We start from the raw sequence: 21,467 nt of genomic DNA on the forward strand, positions 1-21,467 counted from the left end.
GGGCCGCTTTGCCAGAGTGGTGATAGCGAAAAAGGAAGACCCCTCATGCCCAGTGCAGCCCAGCCCTTGCCCTTCACCTGCCGCAAATCCCCCGCGCGGGGCTCGCAAGGCGTTGTGGTAACCAACCATCCGCTGGGCACGGCGGCAGGGCAGGAGATGCTGGCCTATGGCGGCAATGCGGTCGATGCCGCCGTTGCGGCCTTGCTGGCGCTGACCGTGGTCGAGCCGATGATGGTGGGCATCGCGGGCGGCGGCGTGTCGCATCTGCGCCTGCCGGATGGGACGCATACGGTCTATGATTGCCTGTCGCAGGCGGGGGCCTCGGCGCGGGACGACATGTACACGCCGGTGTCGGACGCGCTGCCCGGTTACATGGAAACCGCCGGTCGGGCCAACCTTGTCGGGGCGGGGGCCGTGGCGGTGCCGGGCAACCTGCGCGGCTGGTGCGCGATGCACGCTGCCCATGGCGCGCTGCCCTTTGCCGATGTGATCGCTCCGGCGATCCGTCTGGCAGAGCGGGGCTTTGCGGTGACGCCTTACCTGTCGTCCAACATCACCCGCCACGCCGAAGACCTGTCGCAGGACGCTGAAATCGCTGGGATCTTCCTGCCCGGCGGCACGCCTGCACCCGTTGGGTACCGCTTGGTTCAGGGGGATTACGCGACAAGCCTTCGGCTGATCGCCACCGAGGGCGCCGAGGCGCTGCATGGCGGTGCCTTGGGGCGCGCCTTGGTGGATCGGCTGGGCGAGGCCGGGTCGGTGTCGATGGACGATCTGACCAATTATGTGGCGCGCGAACGCGAGGCGATCTTTGCAAGCTACCGGGGGCACCAGATCGTCGGCCCGCCGCCGCCCGCCTCTTCGGGGGTGCATGTGGCGCAGATGCTCAACATGCTGGAAAGCCATGACATGGCGGGGATGGGGTTTGACTCCGCCGAACGGCTGCACCTGCTGGCCGAGGTCATCCGCATCGCCTTTGAGGATCGGCGCGCCGCCTCGGGCGACCCGGATTTCGTCGATATCCCGGTCGAAAAGTTGATTTCCAAGGAGTACGCGGCGGCGAGTCAGTCGCGGATGCGTGGTCTTGGGGGAGAGAGCGCGGTGCCGCCGGGCTATGAAAGCCAAAACACCACCCATATCACCGTTGCCGACCGCGACGGGCGGATCGTGTCGGCCACCCACACCATCAACGGGCTGTTCGGGGCGCGCTTCGTGGTGCCGGGCACGGGGATCATCCCCAACAACTACATGTATAATTTCGACCCGCACCCCGGAAAGGCGCTGTCGATTGCGCCGGGCAAGCGGGTGCCGACCTCGATGGCGCCGATGATCGTGCTCAAGGACGGCGCGCCCAGTTTCGCGCTGGGGCTGCCCGGCGCGGTGCGGATTTTCCCATCCGCCATGCAGGCCATCGTCAACATGATCGATTTCAACATGACGCCGCAACAGGCGGTGGAGGCGCCGCGCATCTGGACCGAGGGCGCGCATGTGGAACTGGAACCGGATTACGCCCACCACAAACCGGCACTGGAGGCGATGGGTCATACCGTCACCCTCGTGCCCCATATCGGCGGTGGCATGAACATGATCGCCTTCGCGCCCGAGGGCGAGATGATCGGCGCGGCCTGCTGGCGCGCCGATGGCACGGTGGCGGCGATGGGCGGCGGTCTGGCCGCCGCCGGTATTTCATTTCACATCTGACACGATGGGGGCCGAAGCGAACCCATTGCGTGCGGGGTCAGTAGCCCCGCGCGGCGTCGGCGACATCGGCGCAGGTTCCGGTGTCGGCAAAGGTCTTCAGGTTGGCGGCGATGATCCGCCCTCCGGTGCCCGCATCGATCTGCGAGGCCACATGCGGGGTTACGGTGATGCCCGGATGATCCCAGAACGCATTGTCCGTGGGCAGCGGTTCGACATGGAACACATCCAGCGTCGCCTGTTTGATCTGCCCACTGTCGAGCGCGGCGATCAGATCGCCATCCACCAGATGCCCACCGCGCGCGCAGTTGATGACACAGGCGCCCGGCGCGAGCTTGCCAAACAGATCGGCGTTCAGGATGCCGGTGGTCTGCGCGGTCAGCGGCAGCAGGTTCACCAGAATCTCGCACCCGTCCAGAAACGCATCCATCGTCTCGGGACCGGCAAAGGTGTCGACGCCGGCGATGTCCTTGGGCGATTTCGACCAGCCGCGCGTGGTGAAGCCAAGCGCCGACAGGGTCTGCGCCGCCGCCGCGCCCAGATTGCCAAGCCCCATCACGCCCACCACCCGGTTGGGCGCAACGGGCACCACGATGGCGTGCCAGTCCTTCTCGGCCTGCGCCTGCAACTGGCGGGGCATGTCGCGGTGATGGCGCAGCACGTGCAGCGCCACGTATTCGCGCATCCGCTGGGTCAGATCGTCGCCCACGGTGCGGATGATCGGAATGCCGCTGGGCAGTTGTTCATCGGCCAGCACATGGTCGATGCCCGCGCCGATGGAGACCACGGCGCGCAGGTTGGGGAATTTGGCGATATCGCCGCTGCGCGGGCGCCAGACGACGGCATATTGCACCTCGGCCGGGTCGCTCACGGCGTCCAGCGCCTTGACGGTCCAGCCGGGCAGCAGGCCGGCCAGCATATCCACCCACCACTGGGTCTTGTCTTCGGCGGGAAGGTAAACGGCAACGGTCATGTTGTTTCCTTGATCTTGTCTGAAACTGTTTCGTTCATGGGGGATGTCGGGTGAATCTCAAGCAGCTTGAAGCCTTCTACTGGCTCAGCCAGTTCGGCAATCACCGCCAGACCGCGGAATTTCTGGGGCTGACGCAGCCAGCGGTTTCGGCGCGCATTCAGTCGCTGGAAAAGGATCTGGGCAAGGGGCTGATCGACCGCGCTGCGCCGGGGTTTGCGCTGACCGATCAGGGCATCGAGGTGGCGGAATTCGCGCTGCAATTCCTCAACCTGCGCGAGGCGATGATGGGGCGGTTGCGCGACAATCGCAAAACCACGCTGAGCGTCGGGCTCGCGGGCATGGCGGCGCTGACTTGGGGGCCGCTGTTGCGTTGCGCCGCCGAGGCCGACCCGGATCTGGAGCTGGATATCTACGCCGGGTCCGACCTGCAACTGCGGCGCTTTGTGGATTCGGGCACGCTGGATGCCGCCTTTACCGCCACCGGCGACCGGGTCAGCGCGGATTTCGCGGTGTGCTATGATGTGGGCTGGGTGGCGCGACCCGACGTAATCGACGGGTTGCCCCTGCCGATGTCGCCAGACCAGCTGCGGTTGCTGCCGCTGGTGCTGTATCCGAAAACCTCGCCCTTGTTCATGCCGGTGGCGGAATATGTCGAGGATATGCGCGACCGCCCTGCGCCGCGCCATTTCGGCAATTCTCTGTCGACCATCGCGGAAATGGTGCGCCTTGGCTACGGGGCCTCGGCGCTGGCGCTGACGGCGATGGAGCGCGACATCGATGCGGGCCGGGTCGTGCAGATCCCGGCCACCGAGACCTTGCCGCCGCTGCATGTGGCCTGCACCCACGTCAACCGCGCCCGGCGCAAACAGGTCGGCAAGGTGCTGAGCCTGGCGCGGGATGCGGCGTTCGAGTGGAGTGCAGGGCATGGGCGGTTTGCCTCTTTCATCGAGTTGTAGGGCTTAGCCCTTGAGCTTGTCGGCGACCATGGTCGAGGCACCCGACATCTTGCCCAGATGCAGCCCGTCGGTGATCTTGGCCTCGTTGATCAGGCCGCGCTCGGTCTTCAGCTCGCCCTCGGCCAGCACCGCGTCAAGGTCTTCGGGGGCGATGAACAGCACGCCGGATTCATCGGCCAGCACCGCATAGCCCGGCAGCACCGCCGCGCCACCGATGGACACCGGCACGTTGAAGCCGCCGCCGGTGTTGTAAAGCCGCGTGGTGACAGGGGACGGCCCGCGCGACCACATGGCGAAATCCTGTTCCTTGATCTCGGCCGTATCAGTGTGGGGGCCATCGACGCAGCCGCCTTCAAGCCCGATCATCGCGGCCATGCGGGTGACGCCGCCGCCCCAGCAGGCGTATTTGGTATCGCCCAGCCGGTCGACCGCGAGGAAATAGCCCGGCCCGCATTCGCTCAGGCAATGGTGCAGCAGCGTGCTGTCCAGCCCCGGAATGGCAAGGGTGGCGACGGTGGCGGCGATCACCTTGCCCGGCAGCACCGGCTGGATCGCCGGGGCGGCAAAGCCGAAGTGGTAGAAATGGCCGATGGTCGCGGTTTCCAGCTTGGCCAGCCGGTCGAGTTTCTCCTGCGGGATCTTCGTCGGCATCGGATTGAGTTTGTAGGTCAGGTTGGTCATGGATCAGGCTTTCAGTTTTGAGGGCCAAGAATAAGATCGGGCAGGAAGGTCACGGTCTGCGGCACATAGGTCAGCAGGATCAGCACGCCGATCAGCGGGATAAGCATGGGCAGCACGGCCATCGTCACCTTTTCGAACCGCACGCGGCCGACCTCGGCGACGATATAAAGGCCGATGCCCATGGGGGGCGTCGCGATGCCCAGCAGCAGGCCAAGCTGGATGATGATGCCGAAATGCACCCGGTCGATGCCATAGGCGTCGATCAGCGGCAGCAGCGTCGGCACAAGGATCAGCTTGGCGGGCACGCCTTCGACGACACAGCCGACGAGGATGATGAACACCAGCAGCAGCGCGAGGAACACGTTCTTGTCTTCGGTCAGGCCAAAGGTGAAATCCGCCAGCTTCTGCGGCGTCTGGTCGATGGCCAGAAGCCAGCCCATGGCGATGGAAAACGCGATGATGATCATGATGACTGCGGTCATCATGGCGGTGTCCGACAGCGCGTTGAAGAACGAGCGCCAGTTCAGTTCGCGATACCACAGGCCGATGGCGATGCAGTAGATACAGGCGAGCACGCCCGCCTCGGTCGCGGTGACGAAGCCGAACATGATGCTGCCAAGGATGATCGCCGGGGCGACCAGCGCCAGAAAGCCGTGCTGTGCGCTTGCCACGACCTCGCGCGAGGTGGCGCGCGGCTGGGTGGGGAAGTCTTCGAACTGGGCGCGGATGCGCACATAAAGCATCAGCGCCAGCCCCACCAGAATGCCCGGCACCAGACCGGCAAGGAACATCCGTTCGATGGATTGCTGGGCAAGGAAGGCATAAAGCACCAGCCCGATGCTGGGCGGGATCAGCGGGCCGATGACCGAACTCGCCACGGTGATGGCGGCGGCGAAATCGGGCTTGTAGCCGCGTTCGCGCATCGCCTTGATCTCGATCGCGCCAAGCCCGGCGCAATCGGCCACGGCGGCGCCGGAAATCCCCGCAAAGATCATCGACGACAGGATGTTGACCTGCGCCAGACCCGCCTTGAGATGCCCGACAAGCGCATTGGCAAAGGCAAAGATGCGTTCGGTCACGCCGGTGGCGTTCATCAGGTTTCCGGCCATGATGAAGAACGGCACGGCGGTGAGCGAGGCCTTGTTCACCCCCTCCAGCATCTGCTGTGGGATGATCTGCAACGCGTTGGAGAAATCAGAGGTCAGAAAGGTCAGCACCGTGGCGCTGCCGATCGCGATGGAAATGGGCACCCGCGCCAGAATCAGCGCGATGAAGGTGCCGAAGAGAATCCAGGCCATGAGTTATGCTTCCGGGTGATGATCCGTGACGTTTTCGGGCATGCCCGCCGCCAGCTTTGCGATGTCGAGAAGGGCGGTCAGAGCCACCAGAACGGTCGACAGGAACAGCGGCACCGACAACGCCAGCCGCGGCAGTTCGCCGCCCGCAGGCAGGATCGCGCCGTCATAGATGCCGTTCGATGTGGCGATCACCTTGGGAAGTTGCAGCAGCAACACCCCGGCAACCAGCAGCGTCGCCGCGTCCGAGATGATGCGGGTTGCCACCATGCCAGCGGCGCCGAGCCGTTCGGCCACGAAATCTACCCGCACGTCTTTCAGCCGGGCATAAAGCGCGAAGAAGCCGAAAAAGCTGAGCCAGATGAAGAACACCATGGTCCACGGCCACATCCAGTAGGGCGCAAGGCTCATCGGGCGCAGCGCGATGGTCGCCGCCGTCAGGCCGAGCATCGCCAGCAGGCACAGGTTGGACACCCACAGAAACGCGCCGCCCATCGTCCAGTTCAGCCGGTCAAGCCGGTTGAGGGCCCGCTGAAGCGGACCCTCTGGTTGGAATTCTGCGGGGATCACTGCGCGACCCGCGTGGCGTCGATGCCTTCAAGGAAGCCCTCGGGCAATTCTCCCGAAGCGGCCATCTGCTCGTAATAGGCGGTCATCTTGTCAACGAGCGGCGAGATGTCGATTTCGGTAAAGGTGGCGCCATCAGCGACCATGCGCTCGATGCTTTCATCCGCGACCGAGAACATCAACTCGCGCGACATCGCCCCGACCTCTTCATAGGCCTGCATCAGCCCGGCGCGGGTTTCATCGTCCAGCGCCTCCAGCGCGCTGTCATTGACCATGAAACCGATCGACTGCCAGTATTCATCCATGCGGGTGATATAGGGGGCGACCTCGTTGAAGCGCATGGATTCCACCAGCGCGATGGGCGAATTCACCGCCTGCACGATGCCCTTGGAAATCGACTGGTGGACTTCGGTCCAGGGCAGGGTGATGACCTCGGTGCCCAGCGTGTCCCAGGTGTCGATGGCAATCTTGTTTTCGTGCATACGGATCTTGAGACCTTCGTAATCCGCCGCCGAATTGATCGGCACGTTGGACACGGTCACGCGGTAGGGGCCGCGCAGCACCAGCGTCGGATCGCCCAGCGGGCGCACGCCCGAGGCCGCGGCAGCGGTGTCGAACCATCCTGCGACAAGATCCGAGTTCATGAACCGTCGCCAATGGTCGTAGTCGTCAAACGCATAGGGCGCGGCAAGCCAGCCAAGCGCCGGCTCCCATTTCTTCATGTAGCCAAAACCTTCGGCGTAGACCTGCACGATATTGGCCTGAAGCTGTTCCAGAACGGCGTTTTCCTTGCCCAGCTGTTCGTTGGGATAGACGGCGATCTTCAGCTCGCCGCCGGTGTATTCCTCGGTCAGCTCGGCGAATTTCTCGAACACCTGCCCCTCGGGGCTGTCGACGGGCATCTTGGTGGCCATCTTCCAGGTGGTCTCGGCAAAGGCGGCGCTGCCGAGCAGCGTGGCCATGGTGGCAAGTCCAAGGATGGTGCGGGTCATGTGGTTTCTCCGTGTTGGGGGGATGGTGCCGGCTTTGGCCGGTCTGGTTGGGATCAATCGTGCAGGCCCTTGGCGACATGGTCGCGCACCAGCCCGGCGCCGATCTGCGCAAGGCGCTTGATCAGCACATCGCCGGTTTCAGCCGAGCACAGCGTGGGGTTGCAGCCGTAAGCGCCGGTTTCGGTCGCTTCCAGCGCCTCGATCGGGGCCTGAATCTTGGCGCCGTCATAGACGATGGACGAAAAGCCGCCGATATCCAGCCCCTTGATGGTGCTGCCGGTGGGCGCCTCGCGCACCAGATCCTTGCGGATCAGGTCGGGGTAGAAATGCAGGCCGACCGAGGTCAGCGGATCGCCGCCATGCCCCGAGCTGGCCTTGGCCTTGTCGGCGCCGATCAGTCCGGGCAGCTCGCCGTACGCCACCTGCCACAGGTACATCGAGGGCACGAACAGCCCGGCCTTCTGCCGCCAGCGCAGCGCCACCTCGGTGATGGCCGGAACATTGCCGCCATGGCCGTTGACGATCATCAGCTTGCGGATGCCGTGGCGGTCGAGGCACCCGAACATATCATCCAGAATGCCGCAAAGCGTGGCGTGGCTGATCGAGATTCCGCCATGGCTCGATTCGAAATAATCCTTTCCCCCGAAGGGGATAACCGGCGCGACAAAGGTCGGAACGCCATCGGCGCGGGCGGTCTTGGCGATTTCCATCGCCATCAGGTCGGCGGCCATGTAATCGCCCATCGGCGCATGGATGCCCTGATCTTCGAGCGAGCCCATGGGCAGCAGCACCACGGCCTGTGAGTTCAGCTCCTCGCGGGCCTCTTGCGAGGTCAGCTCTGCCATGCGGATCTTGTCGATCATGTGATTGGTTCCTTGCCTGTCATGTCTCGTTGCGGCCACTGAAGCGGTCATGGCGAGGGGCGTCCAATTCAAACGGGTTGCCCCCCGATAGAAGAAATTTTCCGGGCGCGGGGCCGGTTACAGCCCCGGCTCATAGCGCCAGTTGACCAGCAGTTCGGACACGCTGGCGCTGTTGGGCAGGGTGATGACCTCGGCCACCAGCCGGGCGAGATCCTGCGGCTGGGTGATCTCGTGGCGGGGCAATTCGTCATGGCGCAGGGTCATGTCGGTGGCGACAAAACTGGGGCAAACGGCGCAGGCGCGCACGCCCTGATCCCACCCGGCCCGGCGCGCCGCATGAGACAGCGCCACGGCGGCGTGCTTGGTCATCTGGTACCCGGCGTTGAGCCCCAGCACGCGTTTCCCCGAGGCCGAGGCCAGTACGATCACCCGCCCCTGTCCCGATGCGCACAGCGCCGGCAGCGCGGCGCGGGTGAGGCGGAACGGCGCCTTGATATTGACCGACAAGAGCGCCTCGAGCGCGGCTTCCATCTCGTCATCGGGCTGGGGCGTGTCGGGCATCAGCTCCAGCGGGCCGCTGATCCCGGCGCTGTTGATCAGCGCGTCGATGCGGCCAAAGCGCGCGAGGGTTGCATCGGTAAAGCGGCGGGCGGCGCTTGGGTCGCTCGCCTCATACTCCACCACCAGCGGGCCATGTGCGGCCAGATCATCGGGCAGCGCAGCAGTGTCGCGCAGCCCCAGCGCCAAGCGATAGCCGCGCCCCGCCAGATCATGCGCGATGGCGGCCCCGATGCCGCGGCTGCCGCCGGTGATCATCGCAACAGGGGTCATGGCTTTCCTCCGGGTGTGGCCTTGATACAGGCGGCGTTCCAGCCGGTGCCGACCGACGTCAGCGGCGGCACGGCCTGCGCACAGGCGTCTTCGGCCAGCGGGCAGCGGGTGCGAAACGCACAGCCCGAGGGCGGGTTGGCGGGGCTGGGCAGGTCTCCGGGCAATACGCCATCGGCGCTGTCGGCGCGCGGATGCAACGAGGGCGTCGCCGCCAGCAGCGCCCGGGTATAGGGATGCGCGGGGCTGCCGAACACCTGTTCGGCGGGGCCTTCTTCGACGATACGTCCCAGATAGATCACCACGATCCGCGTGCACAGATGGCGCACCACGTGCAGATCGTGGCTGATGAACAGCATCGCCAGATCCAGATCGCGGCGCAGATCCATCAGTAGGTTCACCACCTGCGCCTGAATCGACACATCGAGCGCCGAGACCGGCTCGTCTGCGACGATGAAATCGGGGCGGGTCGACAGGGCGCGGGCCACGGCGATGCGCTGGCGCTGACCGCCGGAAAACTCATGCGGGCGGCGGGCGGCGGCCCCCGCGGGCAGGCCGACCTGTTCGAGCAGGCGGGCAACCTCGGCGTTGACCTCGGCGCGGGGCACGATGGCGTGGGTGATCAGCCCGTCGGCGATCTGCGCGCCGATGGTGCGGCGCGGATCGAGCGAGCCGAACGGGTCCTGAAACACCATCTGCATGCGGCGCGACAGCTTGCGCCGTTCCGCCCCGGACAGGCTGGCAAGGTCGCGCCCGTCAAAGCGCACGCCACCGCGAGACGGCGCGTCGAGCCCCATCAGGATGCGCCCGAGCGTAGACTTGCCGCAGCCGGATTCGCCAACGACACCAACGGTTTCCCCCTTGGCCACGCTGAGGCTTACGTCATTCACCGCCCAGACATCGCGGGCCCGGCCCAGCAGCCCTTGGCGCTGCGGGAAGTTGCGGCCAAGGTGGCTGGCTTCGATCAGGGGGGCGTTCGGGGTGTCTTGGGTCATGTGACCTCCTCCCAGCGCAAGCAGCGGGTGATGCGGTTTGGGGCGGGTGATGCGGCTTGGGGGGGGCGCTCGCGGCAGCGCTCCGTGGCATGGGCGCAGCGCGGGGCAAACCGGCACCCCGTCGGCATGGCATGGGGCAAGGGCACCGCGCCGGGGATGGCGGTCAGCCTTGTGGCGCCGCTTTCGGGAACGGAAGCGATCAGCGCGGCGGTGTAGGGGTGGCGAGGCCGGGCAAAGACCTCGGCCACCGGGCCTTCTTCGACGATTTCGCCGGCGTACATCACCGTCACGCGGTCGGCGATTTCGGCCACCACGGCAAGGTCATGGGTGACAAAGATCATCCCCATCCCCGGCGTATCGCGGCGCAACTGCGCGAACAGCGCAAGGATCTGTGCCTGAATGGTCGGGTCGAGCGCGGTGGTCGGCTCATCCGCGATCAACAGGCGGGGGTTGCTAGCAATCGCCACCGCGATCATTGCGCGCTGCCGTTGCCCGCCCGACAGCTCATGCGGGTAGGCGCGCAGGCGGCGTTCGGGATCGGGAATGCCGACCTGTCGCAACAGCGCCACGACGCGCGCGCTCAGCGCCTCGCCCGACAGGTTCGCATGCGCGGTGATCGCCTCGGCCACCTGATCGCCGATGCGCAGCACCGGGTTGAGCGAGGCCGCCGCATCCTGAAACACCATCGAGATTTCATCGCCGCGCAACTGGCGCATCGCCTCTTCGTCAAGCGTGGCAAGGTCGATGCGCGTCCCGTCGCGGCGGGTATAGAGCGCCGATCCGCCGGTCAGCCGCAGCGTGTCGGGCAGCAGGCCGGTCATCGCTAGCCCGGTCAGCGTCTTGCCAGAACCGCTTTCACCGACCAGCGCCATGGTCTCGCCGGGACGCACGCTGAGCGTGACGCGGCGCACCAGTTCAAGGTCACGGGCGGCGATCGACAGATCGGTGATCTCCAGCAGCGGGGCATCCTGCGGCGCAGGAAGCGGCGTCAGCGGTTTCTTCGGGCCGCGCGGGCGCAGCCACAGCGCGCCGCCCGCAGTGATGGCGCGCGGGTCCAGCGCCGATTGCAGCCGGTCGCACAAAAGGTTGAAGGTCAGGATGGTGCCCGCCAGCGCCAGCGACGGCCAGACCAGCAGCAGGGGGGCCAGTTCCATCGCGCCGCGCGCCTCGCGGATCATCAGGCCCCAGGACGGGGTCGGCGGCACCACGCCAAGGCCCAGAAACGACAGCCCGCTTTCGATCACCATGGCCGAGGCCACCACCAGCGACATCTGCACCAGCAGCGGCGGCAGCACGTTGGGCAGGATGGTGCGCAGCAGGATCTTCAGCGGATGCGTGCCCATCGCCTGCTGCGCGGTGACGAAATCAAGGCTGCGCACCTGCTGCGTCGCCGCATAGACCACGCGGGTGTAATTGGGCGTATAGAGAATGGTCAGCGCGAGGATCAGCGGCCATGTCCCCGCCCCAAGGATCGCCACCACCAGCAGCGCCAGCAACAGCGGCGGCAGGCACAGGATGATTTCCACCGCGCGCACGGTGAACAATTCCACCACGCCGCGAAAATACCCCCCCAGCAGGCCCAGCATCGTCCCCGCGATGGCGGCCAGCAAGGCCGAGCCCACAGCGATGAACAACGAGGCCCGCCCGCCCCAGATCAGCCGGGACATCACATCGCGGCCAAACCCGTCCTGGCCCAGCCAGTGGGCGGCGGATGGCCCCGAGAAGCGGTTCGGAATATCCATGCCGCGTACGTCTTGCAGCGGCAACACCGGGGCCAGCACCACCAGCGCGAAAACCAGCGCAACGATTGCGCCCGGAACGATCAGTTTGCGTGTCGATCTTTTCATCTTAGCGCCCCAGCGAAATGCGCGGATCAAGCGCGGCATTCACCACATCGACCACGAGGTTGAGCAAGACGAACAGCACCGAGATGGTCATCACGATCCCCACCACCTCGGGGTAATCGCGCGCATCGACGGCCGAGACGAGGTAGCCGGACAGACCCGGCCAGTTGAAGACGAATTCCACCAGAACGGTGCCTCCGATCAGGGTGCCCATTTCCAGCCCCAGCACCGTCAGCACCGGGATCAGCGCATTGCGCACCACGTGGCGGCGCAGCACGGCGCGCACCGGCAGGCCCTTGGCGCGGGCGGTGCGCACATAGTCGCGTTGCAGCACCTCGAGCACCGAGGCGCGGCTCATCCTCGTGATCACCGCCAGCAGGCTCAGCGCGACGGTACCGGCGGGCAAGAGCAGTAGTTTGAGATGTTCGGCAGGGTCTTCGGTAAAGGCCACGAACCCCCCGGCGGGCAACCAGCGCAATTGCTGCGCAAAGATCAGGATCACCACCGAACCGACCACAAACACCGGCGTCGACAGCGCCGCCGATGCGAATAGCGAGATCACCGCATCCGCCTTGCCATCGGCGCGGATCGCCGCGTAGGTGCCCAGCGGCACGCCGATGCCGGTGGCGATCAGCGCGGCGGCGATGATCACCTCGAGCGTGCGGGGCAGGCGCAGGGCGATCTGTTCGATCACCGGCGCGCCGTCGCGAAACGACACGCCGAGATCACCGGAAAGCACTCCGGCCATATGGTCCAGATACTGCTGCCAGAGCGGAGCGTTCAGCCCCATCTTTTCCCTCATCGCCGCCACCGCCTGCGGATCGGCGGCGACGTTGCCGCCACTGAGCAGCAATTCCGCCGGATCGCCGGGGATCAGGTGCAAAAGAAGAAAGACGATTGTCACCACGATCCAGACAAGGAACAGCGCGACAAGGCTTCTGAAAGCAATGTATCTGAGCATCGGTTCCGCTTACCCGAGCATCGCCGCTTCCAGCGTGAAGCCGGAATAGAAGGTCAGCTGGCCGGGCATGTTGGAGAACCCGCTGACATTGCCGGCAAGGCCGTAGCCCTGTTCACGCCAGCACAGGCCCATGATCGGCGCGGTGTCGATGGCGATCTGTTCCAGTTCCTTGTAGATCGCCTTGCGCTCTTCGGTGTCGAAACTGGCGCGCCCCTTGGCGAAAAGCGCCGAGATCTCGGGGGTTTCCAGCCCGTAGCTGCGCACATAGCTCAGCGGCAGCGCGCCATCGACCACATTGGCAAGCCCGTCGGGGTCGTTGTTGTCGGCCGCCGTGCCCATGACGGCGATGTCATAGGCGCCCTCGTTGCCCTTTTTCACCCGGGTCGACCATTCGGGCAGGTCCAGCGTGACGTTGACGCCGATCATCGACAGATAGGCCTGACAGACCTCGGCGGTGGATTGGTGCATGCCGTATTGCGCGGTCGACAGCATGGTGCAGTCAAAGCCGTCGGGATAGCCCGCCTCGGCCAGCAGCGCCTTGGCCTTTTCGGGATCATAGGACCATTCGTTGGCCAGATCGGCGTTGTAGAATTCCGACGCATCGGCGATCGGCAGATGTTCCAGCGGCGCGCCCCGTTCGTAAAACGCGGCGGCGGCGATGTCTTCGCGCTTGATGGCGTGCCCGATGGCCCGGCGCACCAGCGGGTTGTCGAACGGCGCCTTGGTGGCGTTGAAGGTCAGGTACATGAACGGCCCGAAGGTGGTGTCGAGCTGCAATTCGGCGTTGTCGCCAATTTGCGCCATGGCCTGCCACGGCACGTATTCGACCACATCGACATCGCCCGCTTCCAGCGCCGCGACGCGCAGGTTTTCATCGGCATAGACGATGGCGTCGATGCCCGCGACCTTGGGCATGCCCTCCTTGTAGTAATCAGGGTTGGCGACGACGCTGATCGACACGCCGCGATCCACCGAGGCCAGCTTGAACGGCCCCGCGCCCATCAGGCTGTCGCGTTCAGAGCCCTTCTTGGCGATGCACATGTTGTAGTTGGCAAACCAGCCCGGCAGCACCGCCTGCGGTTCGGCGGTCTTCATGATGACGGTCTTGGCGTCGGGGGTTTCCACCGAGGTGATGCTGGCAAGCTGGCCCTGAAGATAGGCGGCCGAATCCGGCTTTTGCGCCTCGAGCACGGTCCAGGCGACGTCTTCGGCGGTGACGGGGGTGCCATCGTGCCACAGCGCGTCGCGCAGGTGGAAGGTCCAGTCGCCCGCCTCGGACACTTCCCAGCTTTCGGCCAGTTCGCCCTGCATGACGCCGTCCTTGTCATAGCCCACGAGGCCGCGGTGGCACATCATCTTGATGGTGCCCGCCGCCGTGCCGCTAGAGGTCCAGATGTCAAAGCTGGGCGGATAGGCCGACAGCCCGAAACGCAGCGTGCCGCCATCCTGTGCAAAGGCGCCCTTGGTGCCCAGAAAGCTCAGCGTTCCAGCCGCCGCGCCAGTGGTCGCCAGAAAGCCGCGCCGGTTCATCTTGGTCGTCATGGTCCAGTCTCCTTGTCGGTTTTGTTGCAGGCTCTTGACGGCCCCGAGGGTTTTAATTGGTTATTCTGCCGCGATCGGCGCTGCGTTGTCTTTTTGGTCCGCCACGCCATAGCCGCCCCCGCCGGGGGTGATGATTTCCAGCCATTCGCCGGCGCGCAACGTGCCGTAGCCGCGCTCGAACGGATCGCAATCCGGGCTGGTGACATAGCTGCCGTGACCGCCCGCGTCGCCGCCCTTCAGCCCCCAGGACCGGGATTTGTTGCGCGACACATCGACGTGCACCATGCAGTCTTCGGTGGCGCGGTACACCCGGCGCAGCCCCATGCCGCCGCGATGCTTGCCCGCACCGCCCGAGCCGTCGACCAGCTCGTAGCGTTCAAGGATCAGGGGGTATTCGCCTTCCAGCGCCTCGACCGGCAGGTTCGATGTGTTGGTGGCGTGCACATGGATGCCGTCCAGCCCGTCGGCGGTGGGACGCGCGCCGCCGCCGCCGCCGATGGTTTCAAGGTACACCCAATAGCTGCCCGCATCCGGCCCCGACTGGCGGGTGCCCGAGAACACCGCGACCGAGCAGGTCGAATTGGTGCAGGCCGACACGCGCTCTGGCACCGCCTGCGCCAGCGCCCCAAGGATCAGGTCCGCAACCCGCTGGCAGGTCTGCACCCGGCCATTGACCGCCGCGGGGTGGGCACAGTTGAGGATCGAGCCGTGCGGCGCGCGCACCGTCAGCGGGCGCGCAAGGCCCGCATTGGGCAGCACCGTGGGGTCGATCACCGATTTGACGATGTAATAGACCGTGGCCAGCAGCGCGGTGCGGGTCATGTTGATCGGCGCGCGGATCTGGGCGGGGGCCTCGAAATCAAGGCTCAGCTCGTCGCCCGCCACCGTCACCGTAACGGCAAAGGGGATTGGCTCGTCGAAATCGAGATTGTCGAACACGTCTTCGAACCGCCAGCTGCCATCGGGCAGCGCCGCGATCCCGGCGCGCATCTTGCGTTCGGCGTAATCCAGCAGCGCCTCGCCCGAGGCCAGCACCGTGTCGGTGCCATAGCGGGCGCAAAGCTCCTGAAACCGCGCCACGCCGACGCGGTTGGCGGCCATCTGGGCGCGCAGGTCCGACAGCCGCTCGCGCGGCACCTGACAGTTCAGCAGGATGATTTCCTGCACATCCTTTTGCAGCTCGCCCGCGCGGTAGAGACGGATCGGCGGAATGCGCAGCCCTTCCTGATAGATATGGGCATGGGCGCGATCGACGAAATCGGAATGGTGGGCAAGGTTCACCGTCCAGGCCACCAGTTCGCCATCGACAAAGATCGGCTCGGCCAGAACGATGTCGGGCAGATGGGTGCCACCGCCGCGATAAGCGTCATTGCCGACAAACACGTCACCGGGGCGCAGGTCTGCCTCGTCATGATCGGCCAGCAGCATCGGGATGAAATCAAGGAAGCTGCCAAGGTGGATCGGGATATGTTCGGCCTGACACAGCGTGCGGCCCTGCCGGTCGAACAGTGCGGTCGAACAATCGCGCCGTTCCTTGATGTTGGTGGAATAGGACGCGCGCACCAGCGCCTCGCCGGTTTCCTCGACGATGGACGAAAGCGCGGCGCCGATCACCTCGACCGAGATCGGATCAAGCGGGGTGGCACTCATCGGGGCAGCTCCAGAATAAGATTGTCGATGGCATCGACGCGGGCGGTGACACCGGGCGGGATCAGCGTTGTGGTGTCCATCTGCTCGACAATGGCCGGCCCGGCAAAGACCATGCCCGGCGCCAGACGGTCGCGCGCATAAAGCGTCGTTTCGGTGAATTCGCCGGTCTCGGGGTACCAGACATCGCGCGCCCCGATCACGGCGGGCGAGGCATCGGCGTCGCCCTCGGGGCGCTCGCTCAGCCGGGCCTTTTGCACAAGGCCGGTGGCCTCGGCGCGGAAGGTGACGCAGAGGATGCGTTCCTCCGGCACCGCAAAGCCGTACATCCGTTCATGCGCCTGCGTGAAGCCGCTGCGCAGCGCGTCCAGCGTTGCGTCGGTGACCGGGCCGTCGGGCAGGGGGATCGACAGCTCGTAATTCTGCCCGTCATAGCGCATGTCGATGCGGCGGGTCAGAACGCGGCGATCTGCGGGAATGGCTTCCTGCGTGAACCAGTCGGCGGCATCGGCATCGACGCGGGCCATGGCCTCGGCGATGGTCTCGCGGCTGTCGCTTTCCAGCGGGGTCAGGCGGGTGGCCGAGAAATCGGCGCGCAGGTCGGTCAGCAGCAGGCCCATAGCGCAAAGAATGCCCGGGCTGCGCGGGATGATCACCGTGGACATGCGCAATTCCTGCGCCAGCCGCACCGCATGCAACGGCCCCGCACCGCCGAACGCCATCAGCGCGTAGTTGCGCGGATCATGGCCACGCTGCACGGAAATCACCCGGATCGCCTTGGCCATATTGGCGGTGACGACCGAGATGATGCCCTGCGCCACCTGCATCGTGCCCATGCCAAGCTGGTCGGCCATCTGGCCAATGGCAGCGACGGCCATATCGCGATGCACCTTCATGCGCCCATCAAGAATTTCTACCGGGTTTAGCACCTGCAACACGATATTGGCGTCGGTCACGGTGGGCTCGGTCGCGCCGCGCCCATAGCAGACCGGGCCGGGATCGGCGCCAGCGCTTTCGGGCCCGACCTTGAGCAAACCGCCGCTGTCGATGCGCGCGATCGATCCGCCGCCCGCGCCGACGGTGTGAATGTCGAGCATCGGCGCCTTGATCGGGTAGCCGTGGACCGAGGCTTCATTGGTCTGGCTGGTCTCGCCCCCAGCCATCAGCGCCACATCCGAAGAGGTGCCGCCCATGTCAAAGGTGATGATGTCGCCGTGACCGGATGCGTTGGCAATGGCCTGCGCCGCCACCACGCCGGTCGAGGGGCCGGACAGCACCGCGCGCACCGGGGTCTGCGCTGCGACCTCGAAGCGCACGACGCCGCCGTTGGATTGCGTCAGATGCGGTGCGACCGGCAGGCCCAGATCCGCAAGGCGCGGTGTCAGCCGGTGAATGTAGCGGTGCATGATCGGGCCGAGATAGGCGTTGACCGTCGCGGTGGACAGTCGTTCGAATTCGCGGAATTCCGGCGCGATTTCATGGCTGGCGCAGATGAACACGCCGGGCATTTCCTCCTCGACGATGCGGCGGGCGGCCTGTTCATGCGCCGGGTTCACAAAGGCATAGAGAAAGCAGATCGCCACCGCCTCGACACCGGCCTCCTTCAGGGCGCGGGCGGCGGCGCGCACCGCCTCTTCGTCCAGCGGCACGTCGACATCGCCGTTGCGCAGCATCCGCTCGGGCAATTCAAACCGCAGCTCACGCGGGACCAGCGTTTGCGGCTTTTCGGCGAACAGATCGTAGAGGTCGGGGCGTTTCTGGCGGCCGATTTCCAGCAGGTCGCGAAAGCCGCCGGTGGTCAGCAGGCCGACCTTGGCGCCGCGATGGGTGATCAGCGCGTTGGTGGCGACCGTGGTGCCATGGCCCAGATAGGACACCGCCGCCGCGGGCGACGCCCCGCCGCCGGCGCATTCGCTCATGCCTTCCTGCACGCCCTGCGCAATGCCGCGCGAGGGGTCATCGGGGGTCGAGGACACTTTCCAGATGGCGATCTGCCCGCTGGCTTCGTCGAACATGCACACATCGGTGAAGGTGCCGCCCGAATCGACGCCGACGCGCCAGGTGCCGTTGCGGGCGATATCCTGCGATCCGTCCATCATTTCTTGTGTGTCCTCATTGTGTCTTCTTCGTGTATACAAGAAGAGGGATTCGATTCTGTCCAGCCCTCGTTTTATTTTCCCGCGAGGACTGGGCGAGTTTGGCAGTGAGGTGACGAATGAATGGGCAGCAGGGCAGCGGCGGCGCAGAGACGGACGCGGCCAAAGGGATTTCGGCCCGCGAACGGGCCTATCGCGGCATTCGGGCCAAGCTGCTGAACGGTGATTTTCCGCCGGGGGGCTTTATCGAAGAGGTGGCGGCGGCCGAGGCGATTGGCGTGTCGCGCTCGCCTGTGCGCGAGGCGCTGAACCGACTGGCGGCAGAGGGATATCTGGAACTGCACCCGCGCCGGGGCGCGATGGTGCGCGGATTGAACGCTGCGGAATTGCGCGATCTTTACGAGGTGCGGCTGATGGTCGAGACCCATGCCGTGCGCAAGATCTGCCGCGAAAGGCGCGTCGTCCCGGCCGAGCTGACGGTTCTGTGCGAGCGGCATGAGGCGACATCGCCGGATGATTTTCTCGACTGCGTGGAAATCAACCGGCTGTTTCATCAGGCGATTGTGGCGGCGGCGGGCAACACGGTGCTGGTACAGGTGTTCGACGGCTTGCAGGCGCCGCTGGCGCGGGTGGCGATGCTGTCGCTGCAACAGGGCGTCGGCAAGACCGACATCATCGAAGACGAACATCGCCAGATGATCGCGGCTCTGAGCGCCCATGACGAAGCCGCCATCGTGGATCTGGTCAAGCGGCATCTCGATCTGATGCCACGGCTGGTTTCGGCGCTTCAGCGATGACAGGCACCGGAGGCGGCGAAAACAGTCAGGGATGAGCATGATCTTGGGCCACCGGCGTTGTGCAAGCTCCGGCGCGCGCCGGATTGCCCCGATCTGATCCGCTTTTCGGCGGCCCCGTCTAATTCAAAAGATTTATGACATGGCTCGAATTTTTTATCGGGCAGGGCCGGGCCATGGCGGCGCGCCAAGCCAGAGGCGGGCAGCAGCGATCCTTACGCCGGGCCGCGAACCGGTTGCGGGGGCGGCGATGCGCCGCCCCCGACGCGCTTTTAGTGCTTGTCCGACAGCGATGCCGCGCGCCAGTCGGGCGCTTCGTCAAACGGGTTCGAAGTATAGCCCGCATCGCGGATGGCGTGGATGGCGCAATATTCATCCCGCTCGGAAGCATCGCCGCTGACCCCGACGGCGCCGATGGTCATGCCCTCTGCGTCTTCGATCAGCACCCCGCCGGGAACCGGAATGAACCGCCCTTCGGAGGCCGCCGCGATGGCGTTCTGAAAGGCGGGGCGCGCCGACAGGTAGTCGCGGATGGTGCGGCTTGAAAACCCCATGCCAAGCGAGCCATAGGCCTTGCCAAGCGCGATGTTGAAGCGCAGCAGCCCGCAACCATCCGACATTTTCATGCAGACCATGCGCCCGCCGCTGTCCAATGCGACGACGGTCAGCGGCTTCATCCCCTCGCGTTTGCCGATGGCCAGCACATTGTCGACGATGGTTTCCGCCAGAGCGAGGGAAAGCGAAGAGGCAAGTTTCATGAGATTTCCTTTCAGCGCATGAGGTCCGGCAGCCAGGTGACGATCCCCGGAAAGGCCAGAAGCACGATGATGGTGATGACGTCGGCGACAAAGAACCATGTGATGCCCCTGAACACATCCGGCAGCGATATGTCCGGCCTGACGGCGGCGACGACGAAACAATTGAGCCCGATGGGCGGGGTGACAAGACAGATCTCGGCCATCTTGACCACGATGATGCCGAACCAGATGGAATCGAACCCCAGCGCCATCACGGCGGGGTAGACCACCGGCAGCGTCAGCAGCAGCATGCCGATGGCATCCATGAACATGCCCAGCACCGCATAGGCCAGAAGGATGCACACCATGATGACCATGGGCGGCGCATCGATGCCGACCACAAGGCTGGTGAAGGCTTCGGCCAGTCCGGAAAACCCGAGGAAGCGCACAAACACCGTCACCCCCCAGATCAGCGAGAAGATCATCACCGTCAGCTTGGCGGTTTCCATCAGGCTTTCGGTGATCGGCTTCAGCCCGGTGCCCCGCGCCAGCGCGACGCAAAAGATGATGCCCGCGCCCAATGCGCCCGCTTCGGTCGGGGTGGCCCAGCCCTGGTAGATCGCTGAGATGATGATGAACACCACCGCCATGATCGGCAGCAGCGGCGGCAGCGATGTGATCCGCTCGGGCCAAGTGGCGCGCTCGGCTTTGGCGATGCGAGGGGCCTGTTCGGGCTTGAGCAGCGCCCAGACCACGATGATGGCGGCATAGACCAGCGCCGAGACAAAGCCCGGCAGGAACCCTGCCAGCAGCAAGCGACCGACGGATTCTTCGACGATGATCGCATAGATCACCAGAATGGCCGAGGGCGGGATCAGCGTGGCCAGCGTACCGCCTGCGGCGACAACCCCGGCCGACATGCGCTTGTCATAGCCATGGCGCAACATCTCGGGAATGGCGACGCGGGCAAACACCGCCGAGGTCGCGGTCGAGGCCCCCGAGACGGCGGCAAAGCCCGCGGTGGCAAACACCGTCGCAACCGCCAAGCCACCGGGCATCCAGCCCAGCCATTTGCGCGCCGCGTCAAACAGTTGCGTGGTCATGCCCGCGTGAAAGGCGACAAAGCCGATGAAGATGAACATCGGCAGCACCGACAGCGCATAGGTGGTTGCCTTGGCATGCGGCACGATGCCCACCACGCCCGCCGCCGGGCCCCAGCCGATCAGCTCGACCAGCCCCACAAGGCCGATGATGGCGGCGGCAAACACCACGCGCACCCCCAGCACCACGAGGACGATCAACAGGCCGACGCCGATCAGGCCAACGGCGAGCGGGTGTTCGAAACCAAGTCCGATCAGCATCTCAGCGCTCCTCTGTGGCGGCGTCCGCCTCTTCGCGGGCGGTTTCGGCCACGTCCTTGATGGTGGCCACGCCGATGGGCGTGCGGGTCGGGTCGATGAACATGCGGATGGCTCCGGCGAATTGAATGGACAGGCGCAGGAACCAGATCGAGAACGCCACCGGCACCGCCAGCTTGGACGGCCAGACCGGGTATTCGGCATCAATCGTGGTGTCGCCCAGCTGATAAGAGCGCCAGAAATGCGCGCCAGTGTACCAGATCAGCACCGCGATGATCGCCATGCCGACGGCGGCGCCGATGATCTCGGCGGCCCAGTATTTGCGCCCTGTAAGCGCGCCGAGCAAAAGCTCCATGCGGATATGCGCGCCCATGCGCTGGGTATAGGCGGCGCCCAGAAAGGCCATGCCCGCCATCGACAGTTCGACAAGATCGACATAGCCGGTCAGCGGCATGTCAAACAGCGTGCGCATGACGATCTGCGCAATGCCAAGGCACATCAGCGCGAACACGAACAGCGCGGCGATAAAGTTCGTGGCGTCTTCGACCGGGCACAACAGCCGGTCGGCGCGGGCCCCGGGGCCGCGCGTGTCAGGGGGGTAGGTCATCGGGGAAATCCGTGGGGCAGGGGGCGGCGCCCG

General features: G+C 65.5%; 19 protein-coding genes. 3 read left to right on the plus strand and 16 right to left on the minus strand.

Annotation, left to right across the window (positions count from 1 at the left end; all coding sequences use genetic code 11):
* Window positions 1-45: 45 nt before the first annotated feature.
* Entirely contained in the window at window positions 46-1,701 is a 1,656-nt protein-coding gene (ggt, locus tag Q4543_RS04345; protein WP_303436537.1) for a gamma-glutamyltransferase, read from the plus strand.
* 37 nt (window positions 1,702-1,738) lie between these two features.
* Here ggt and Q4543_RS04350 read toward each other — a convergent pair whose 3' ends face one another.
* Window positions 1,739-2,671 carry a glyoxylate/hydroxypyruvate reductase A gene (locus tag Q4543_RS04350; RefSeq protein ID WP_303436539.1) on the minus strand — a complete coding sequence of 311 codons (933 nt, stop codon included), beginning with the start codon at window positions 2,669-2,671 and terminating at the stop codon, window positions 1,739-1,741.
* A 50-nt stretch (window positions 2,672-2,721) separates the two neighbouring features.
* On the opposite strand from Q4543_RS04350, the gene Q4543_RS04355 reads away from it, so the two are divergent.
* Window positions 2,722-3,627 (plus strand): LysR family transcriptional regulator, encoded by a 906-nt coding sequence (locus Q4543_RS04355; protein ID WP_303436540.1) that lies wholly within the window; start codon window positions 2,722-2,724, stop codon window positions 3,625-3,627.
* Window positions 3,628-3,630: 3 nt separating this feature from the next.
* Here Q4543_RS04355 and Q4543_RS04360 read toward each other — a convergent pair whose 3' ends face one another.
* The 12 genes from Q4543_RS04360 to Q4543_RS04415 all read right to left on the minus strand — a co-directional run bounded on the left by Q4543_RS04360 (window position 3,631) and on the right by Q4543_RS04415 (window position 17,941).
* Window positions 3,631-4,308, minus strand: a complete 678-nt coding sequence (locus Q4543_RS04360) for an RraA family protein (protein WP_303436542.1) — start codon at window positions 4,306-4,308, stop codon at window positions 3,631-3,633.
* An 11-nt stretch (window positions 4,309-4,319) separates the two neighbouring features.
* Window positions 4,320-5,606, minus strand: a complete 1,287-nt coding sequence (locus Q4543_RS04365) for a TRAP transporter large permease (protein ID WP_216003848.1) — start codon at window positions 5,604-5,606, stop codon at window positions 4,320-4,322.
* Window positions 5,607-5,609: 3 nt separating this feature from the next.
* Window positions 5,610-6,173: a TRAP transporter small permease gene (locus Q4543_RS04370; RefSeq protein ID WP_303436543.1), complete on the minus strand. Its 564-nt coding sequence runs from the start codon at window positions 6,171-6,173 to the stop codon at window positions 5,610-5,612.
* Entirely contained in the window at window positions 6,170-7,162 is a 993-nt protein-coding gene (locus tag Q4543_RS04375; RefSeq protein ID WP_303436544.1) for a TRAP transporter substrate-binding protein, read from the minus strand. The genes Q4543_RS04370 and Q4543_RS04375 overlap by 4 nt, the downstream gene beginning before the upstream one ends.
* Before the next feature lie 53 nt (window positions 7,163-7,215).
* A complete protein-coding gene (locus tag Q4543_RS04380) occupies window positions 7,216-8,025 on the minus strand; it encodes a creatininase family protein (protein WP_303436546.1) in 810 nt (269 codons plus the stop codon).
* A 117-nt stretch (window positions 8,026-8,142) separates the two neighbouring features.
* Window positions 8,143-8,856, minus strand: a complete 714-nt coding sequence (locus tag Q4543_RS04385; protein WP_303436548.1) for an SDR family NAD(P)-dependent oxidoreductase — start codon at window positions 8,854-8,856, stop codon at window positions 8,143-8,145.
* Window positions 8,853-9,848 (minus strand): ABC transporter ATP-binding protein, encoded by a 996-nt coding sequence (locus Q4543_RS04390; RefSeq protein WP_303436549.1) that lies wholly within the window; start codon window positions 9,846-9,848, stop codon window positions 8,853-8,855. Before Q4543_RS04390 ends, Q4543_RS04385 begins: the two co-directional genes overlap by 4 nt.
* Complete coding sequence (locus tag Q4543_RS04395) at window positions 9,845-11,695, minus strand: dipeptide/oligopeptide/nickel ABC transporter permease/ATP-binding protein (RefSeq protein ID WP_303436550.1); 1,851 nt, start codon at window positions 11,693-11,695, stop codon at window positions 9,845-9,847. The genes Q4543_RS04390 and Q4543_RS04395 overlap by 4 nt, the downstream gene beginning before the upstream one ends.
* Before the next feature lies 1 nt (window position 11,696).
* Window positions 11,697-12,653 (minus strand): ABC transporter permease, encoded by a 957-nt coding sequence (locus Q4543_RS04400; RefSeq protein ID WP_303436551.1) that lies wholly within the window; start codon window positions 12,651-12,653, stop codon window positions 11,697-11,699.
* Window positions 12,654-12,662: 9 nt separating this feature from the next.
* The gene (locus tag Q4543_RS04405; protein ID WP_303436552.1) at window positions 12,663-14,195 is read right to left on the minus strand and encodes an ABC transporter substrate-binding protein; all 1,533 of its coding nucleotides are present in this window, start codon (window positions 14,193-14,195) and stop codon (window positions 12,663-12,665) included.
* 60 nt (window positions 14,196-14,255) lie between these two features.
* Entirely contained in the window at window positions 14,256-15,845 is a 1,590-nt protein-coding gene (locus Q4543_RS04410; RefSeq protein ID WP_303436554.1) for a hydantoinase B/oxoprolinase family protein, read from the minus strand.
* Window positions 15,842-17,941 (minus strand): hydantoinase/oxoprolinase family protein, encoded by a 2,100-nt coding sequence (locus Q4543_RS04415; protein ID WP_303436555.1) that lies wholly within the window; start codon window positions 17,939-17,941, stop codon window positions 15,842-15,844. The genes Q4543_RS04410 and Q4543_RS04415 overlap by 4 nt, the downstream gene beginning before the upstream one ends.
* Before the next feature lie 116 nt (window positions 17,942-18,057).
* Here Q4543_RS04415 and Q4543_RS04420 point away from each other — a divergent pair, with 116 nt between their 5' ends.
* The gene (locus Q4543_RS04420) at window positions 18,058-18,735 is read left to right on the plus strand and encodes a GntR family transcriptional regulator (RefSeq protein ID WP_303436556.1); all 678 of its coding nucleotides are present in this window, start codon (window positions 18,058-18,060) and stop codon (window positions 18,733-18,735) included.
* A gap of 269 nt (window positions 18,736-19,004) precedes the next feature.
* On the opposite strand, the gene Q4543_RS04425 is transcribed toward Q4543_RS04420, so the two are convergent.
* Genes Q4543_RS04425 through Q4543_RS04435 form a run of 3 tightly spaced genes read right to left on the minus strand, consistent with a single transcriptional unit; the run spans window position 19,005 to window position 21,434 of the window.
* On the minus strand, window positions 19,005-19,490 hold the full coding sequence (locus Q4543_RS04425) for a heme-binding protein (RefSeq protein WP_303436557.1): 486 nt from the start codon (window positions 19,488-19,490) through the stop codon (window positions 19,005-19,007).
* A gap of 11 nt (window positions 19,491-19,501) precedes the next feature.
* A complete protein-coding gene (locus Q4543_RS04430) occupies window positions 19,502-20,830 on the minus strand; it encodes a TRAP transporter large permease (RefSeq protein ID WP_303436558.1) in 1,329 nt (442 codons plus the stop codon).
* A 1-nt stretch (window position 20,831) separates the two neighbouring features.
* Window positions 20,832-21,434, minus strand: coding sequence for a TRAP transporter small permease (locus Q4543_RS04435; protein WP_303436559.1), 603 nt, complete (start codon window positions 21,432-21,434; stop codon window positions 20,832-20,834).
* Window positions 21,435-21,467 lie beyond the last annotated feature (33 nt).

This window comes from Salipiger sp. 1_MG-2023 (genome assembly GCF_030547555.1).
In the GTDB taxonomy this organism is placed as follows: Bacteria; Pseudomonadota; Alphaproteobacteria; order Rhodobacterales; family Rhodobacteraceae; genus Salipiger.

What these genes read in the sequence shown, in the direction of transcription:
- Q4543_RS04395 (WP_303436550.1), bottom strand. Translation starts at nt 11,695, where the DNA reads ATGAAAAGATCGACACGCAAACTGATCGTTCCGGGCGCAATCGTTGCG.
- Q4543_RS04380 (WP_303436546.1), bottom strand. Translation starts at nt 8,025, where the DNA reads ATGATCGACAAGATCCGCATGGCAGAGCTGACCTCGCAAGAGGCCCGC.
- Q4543_RS04360 (WP_303436542.1), bottom strand. Translation starts at nt 4,308, where the DNA reads ATGACCAACCTGACCTACAAACTCAATCCGATGCCGACGAAGATCCCG.
- Q4543_RS04410 (WP_303436554.1), bottom strand. Translation starts at nt 15,845, where the DNA reads ATGAGTGCCACCCCGCTTGATCCGATCTCGGTCGAGGTGATCGGCGCC.
- Q4543_RS04400 (WP_303436551.1), bottom strand. Translation starts at nt 12,653, where the DNA reads ATGCTCAGATACATTGCTTTCAGAAGCCTTGTCGCGCTGTTCCTTGTC.
- Q4543_RS04350 (WP_303436539.1), bottom strand. Translation starts at nt 2,671, where the DNA reads ATGACCGTTGCCGTTTACCTTCCCGCCGAAGACAAGACCCAGTGGTGG.
- Q4543_RS04420 (WP_303436556.1), top strand. Translation starts at nt 18,058, where the DNA reads ATGAATGGGCAGCAGGGCAGCGGCGGCGCAGAGACGGACGCGGCCAAA.
- Q4543_RS04390 (WP_303436549.1), bottom strand. Translation starts at nt 9,848, where the DNA reads ATGACCCAAGACACCCCGAACGCCCCCCTGATCGAAGCCAGCCACCTT.
- Q4543_RS04425 (WP_303436557.1), bottom strand. Translation starts at nt 19,490, where the DNA reads ATGAAACTTGCCTCTTCGCTTTCCCTCGCTCTGGCGGAAACCATCGTC.
- ggt (WP_303436537.1), top strand. Translation starts at nt 46, where the DNA reads ATGCCCAGTGCAGCCCAGCCCTTGCCCTTCACCTGCCGCAAATCCCCC.
- Q4543_RS04415 (WP_303436555.1), bottom strand. Translation starts at nt 17,941, where the DNA reads ATGATGGACGGATCGCAGGATATCGCCCGCAACGGCACCTGGCGCGTC.
- Q4543_RS04385 (WP_303436548.1), bottom strand. Translation starts at nt 8,856, where the DNA reads ATGACCCCTGTTGCGATGATCACCGGCGGCAGCCGCGGCATCGGGGCC.
- Q4543_RS04430 (WP_303436558.1), bottom strand. Translation starts at nt 20,830, where the DNA reads ATGCTGATCGGACTTGGTTTCGAACACCCGCTCGCCGTTGGCCTGATC.
- Q4543_RS04405 (WP_303436552.1), bottom strand. Translation starts at nt 14,195, where the DNA reads ATGACGACCAAGATGAACCGGCGCGGCTTTCTGGCGACCACTGGCGCG.
- Q4543_RS04375 (WP_303436544.1), bottom strand. Translation starts at nt 7,162, where the DNA reads ATGACCCGCACCATCCTTGGACTTGCCACCATGGCCACGCTGCTCGGC.
- Q4543_RS04365 (WP_216003848.1), bottom strand. Translation starts at nt 5,606, where the DNA reads ATGGCCTGGATTCTCTTCGGCACCTTCATCGCGCTGATTCTGGCGCGG.
- Q4543_RS04435 (WP_303436559.1), bottom strand. Translation starts at nt 21,434, where the DNA reads ATGACCTACCCCCCTGACACGCGCGGCCCCGGGGCCCGCGCCGACCGG.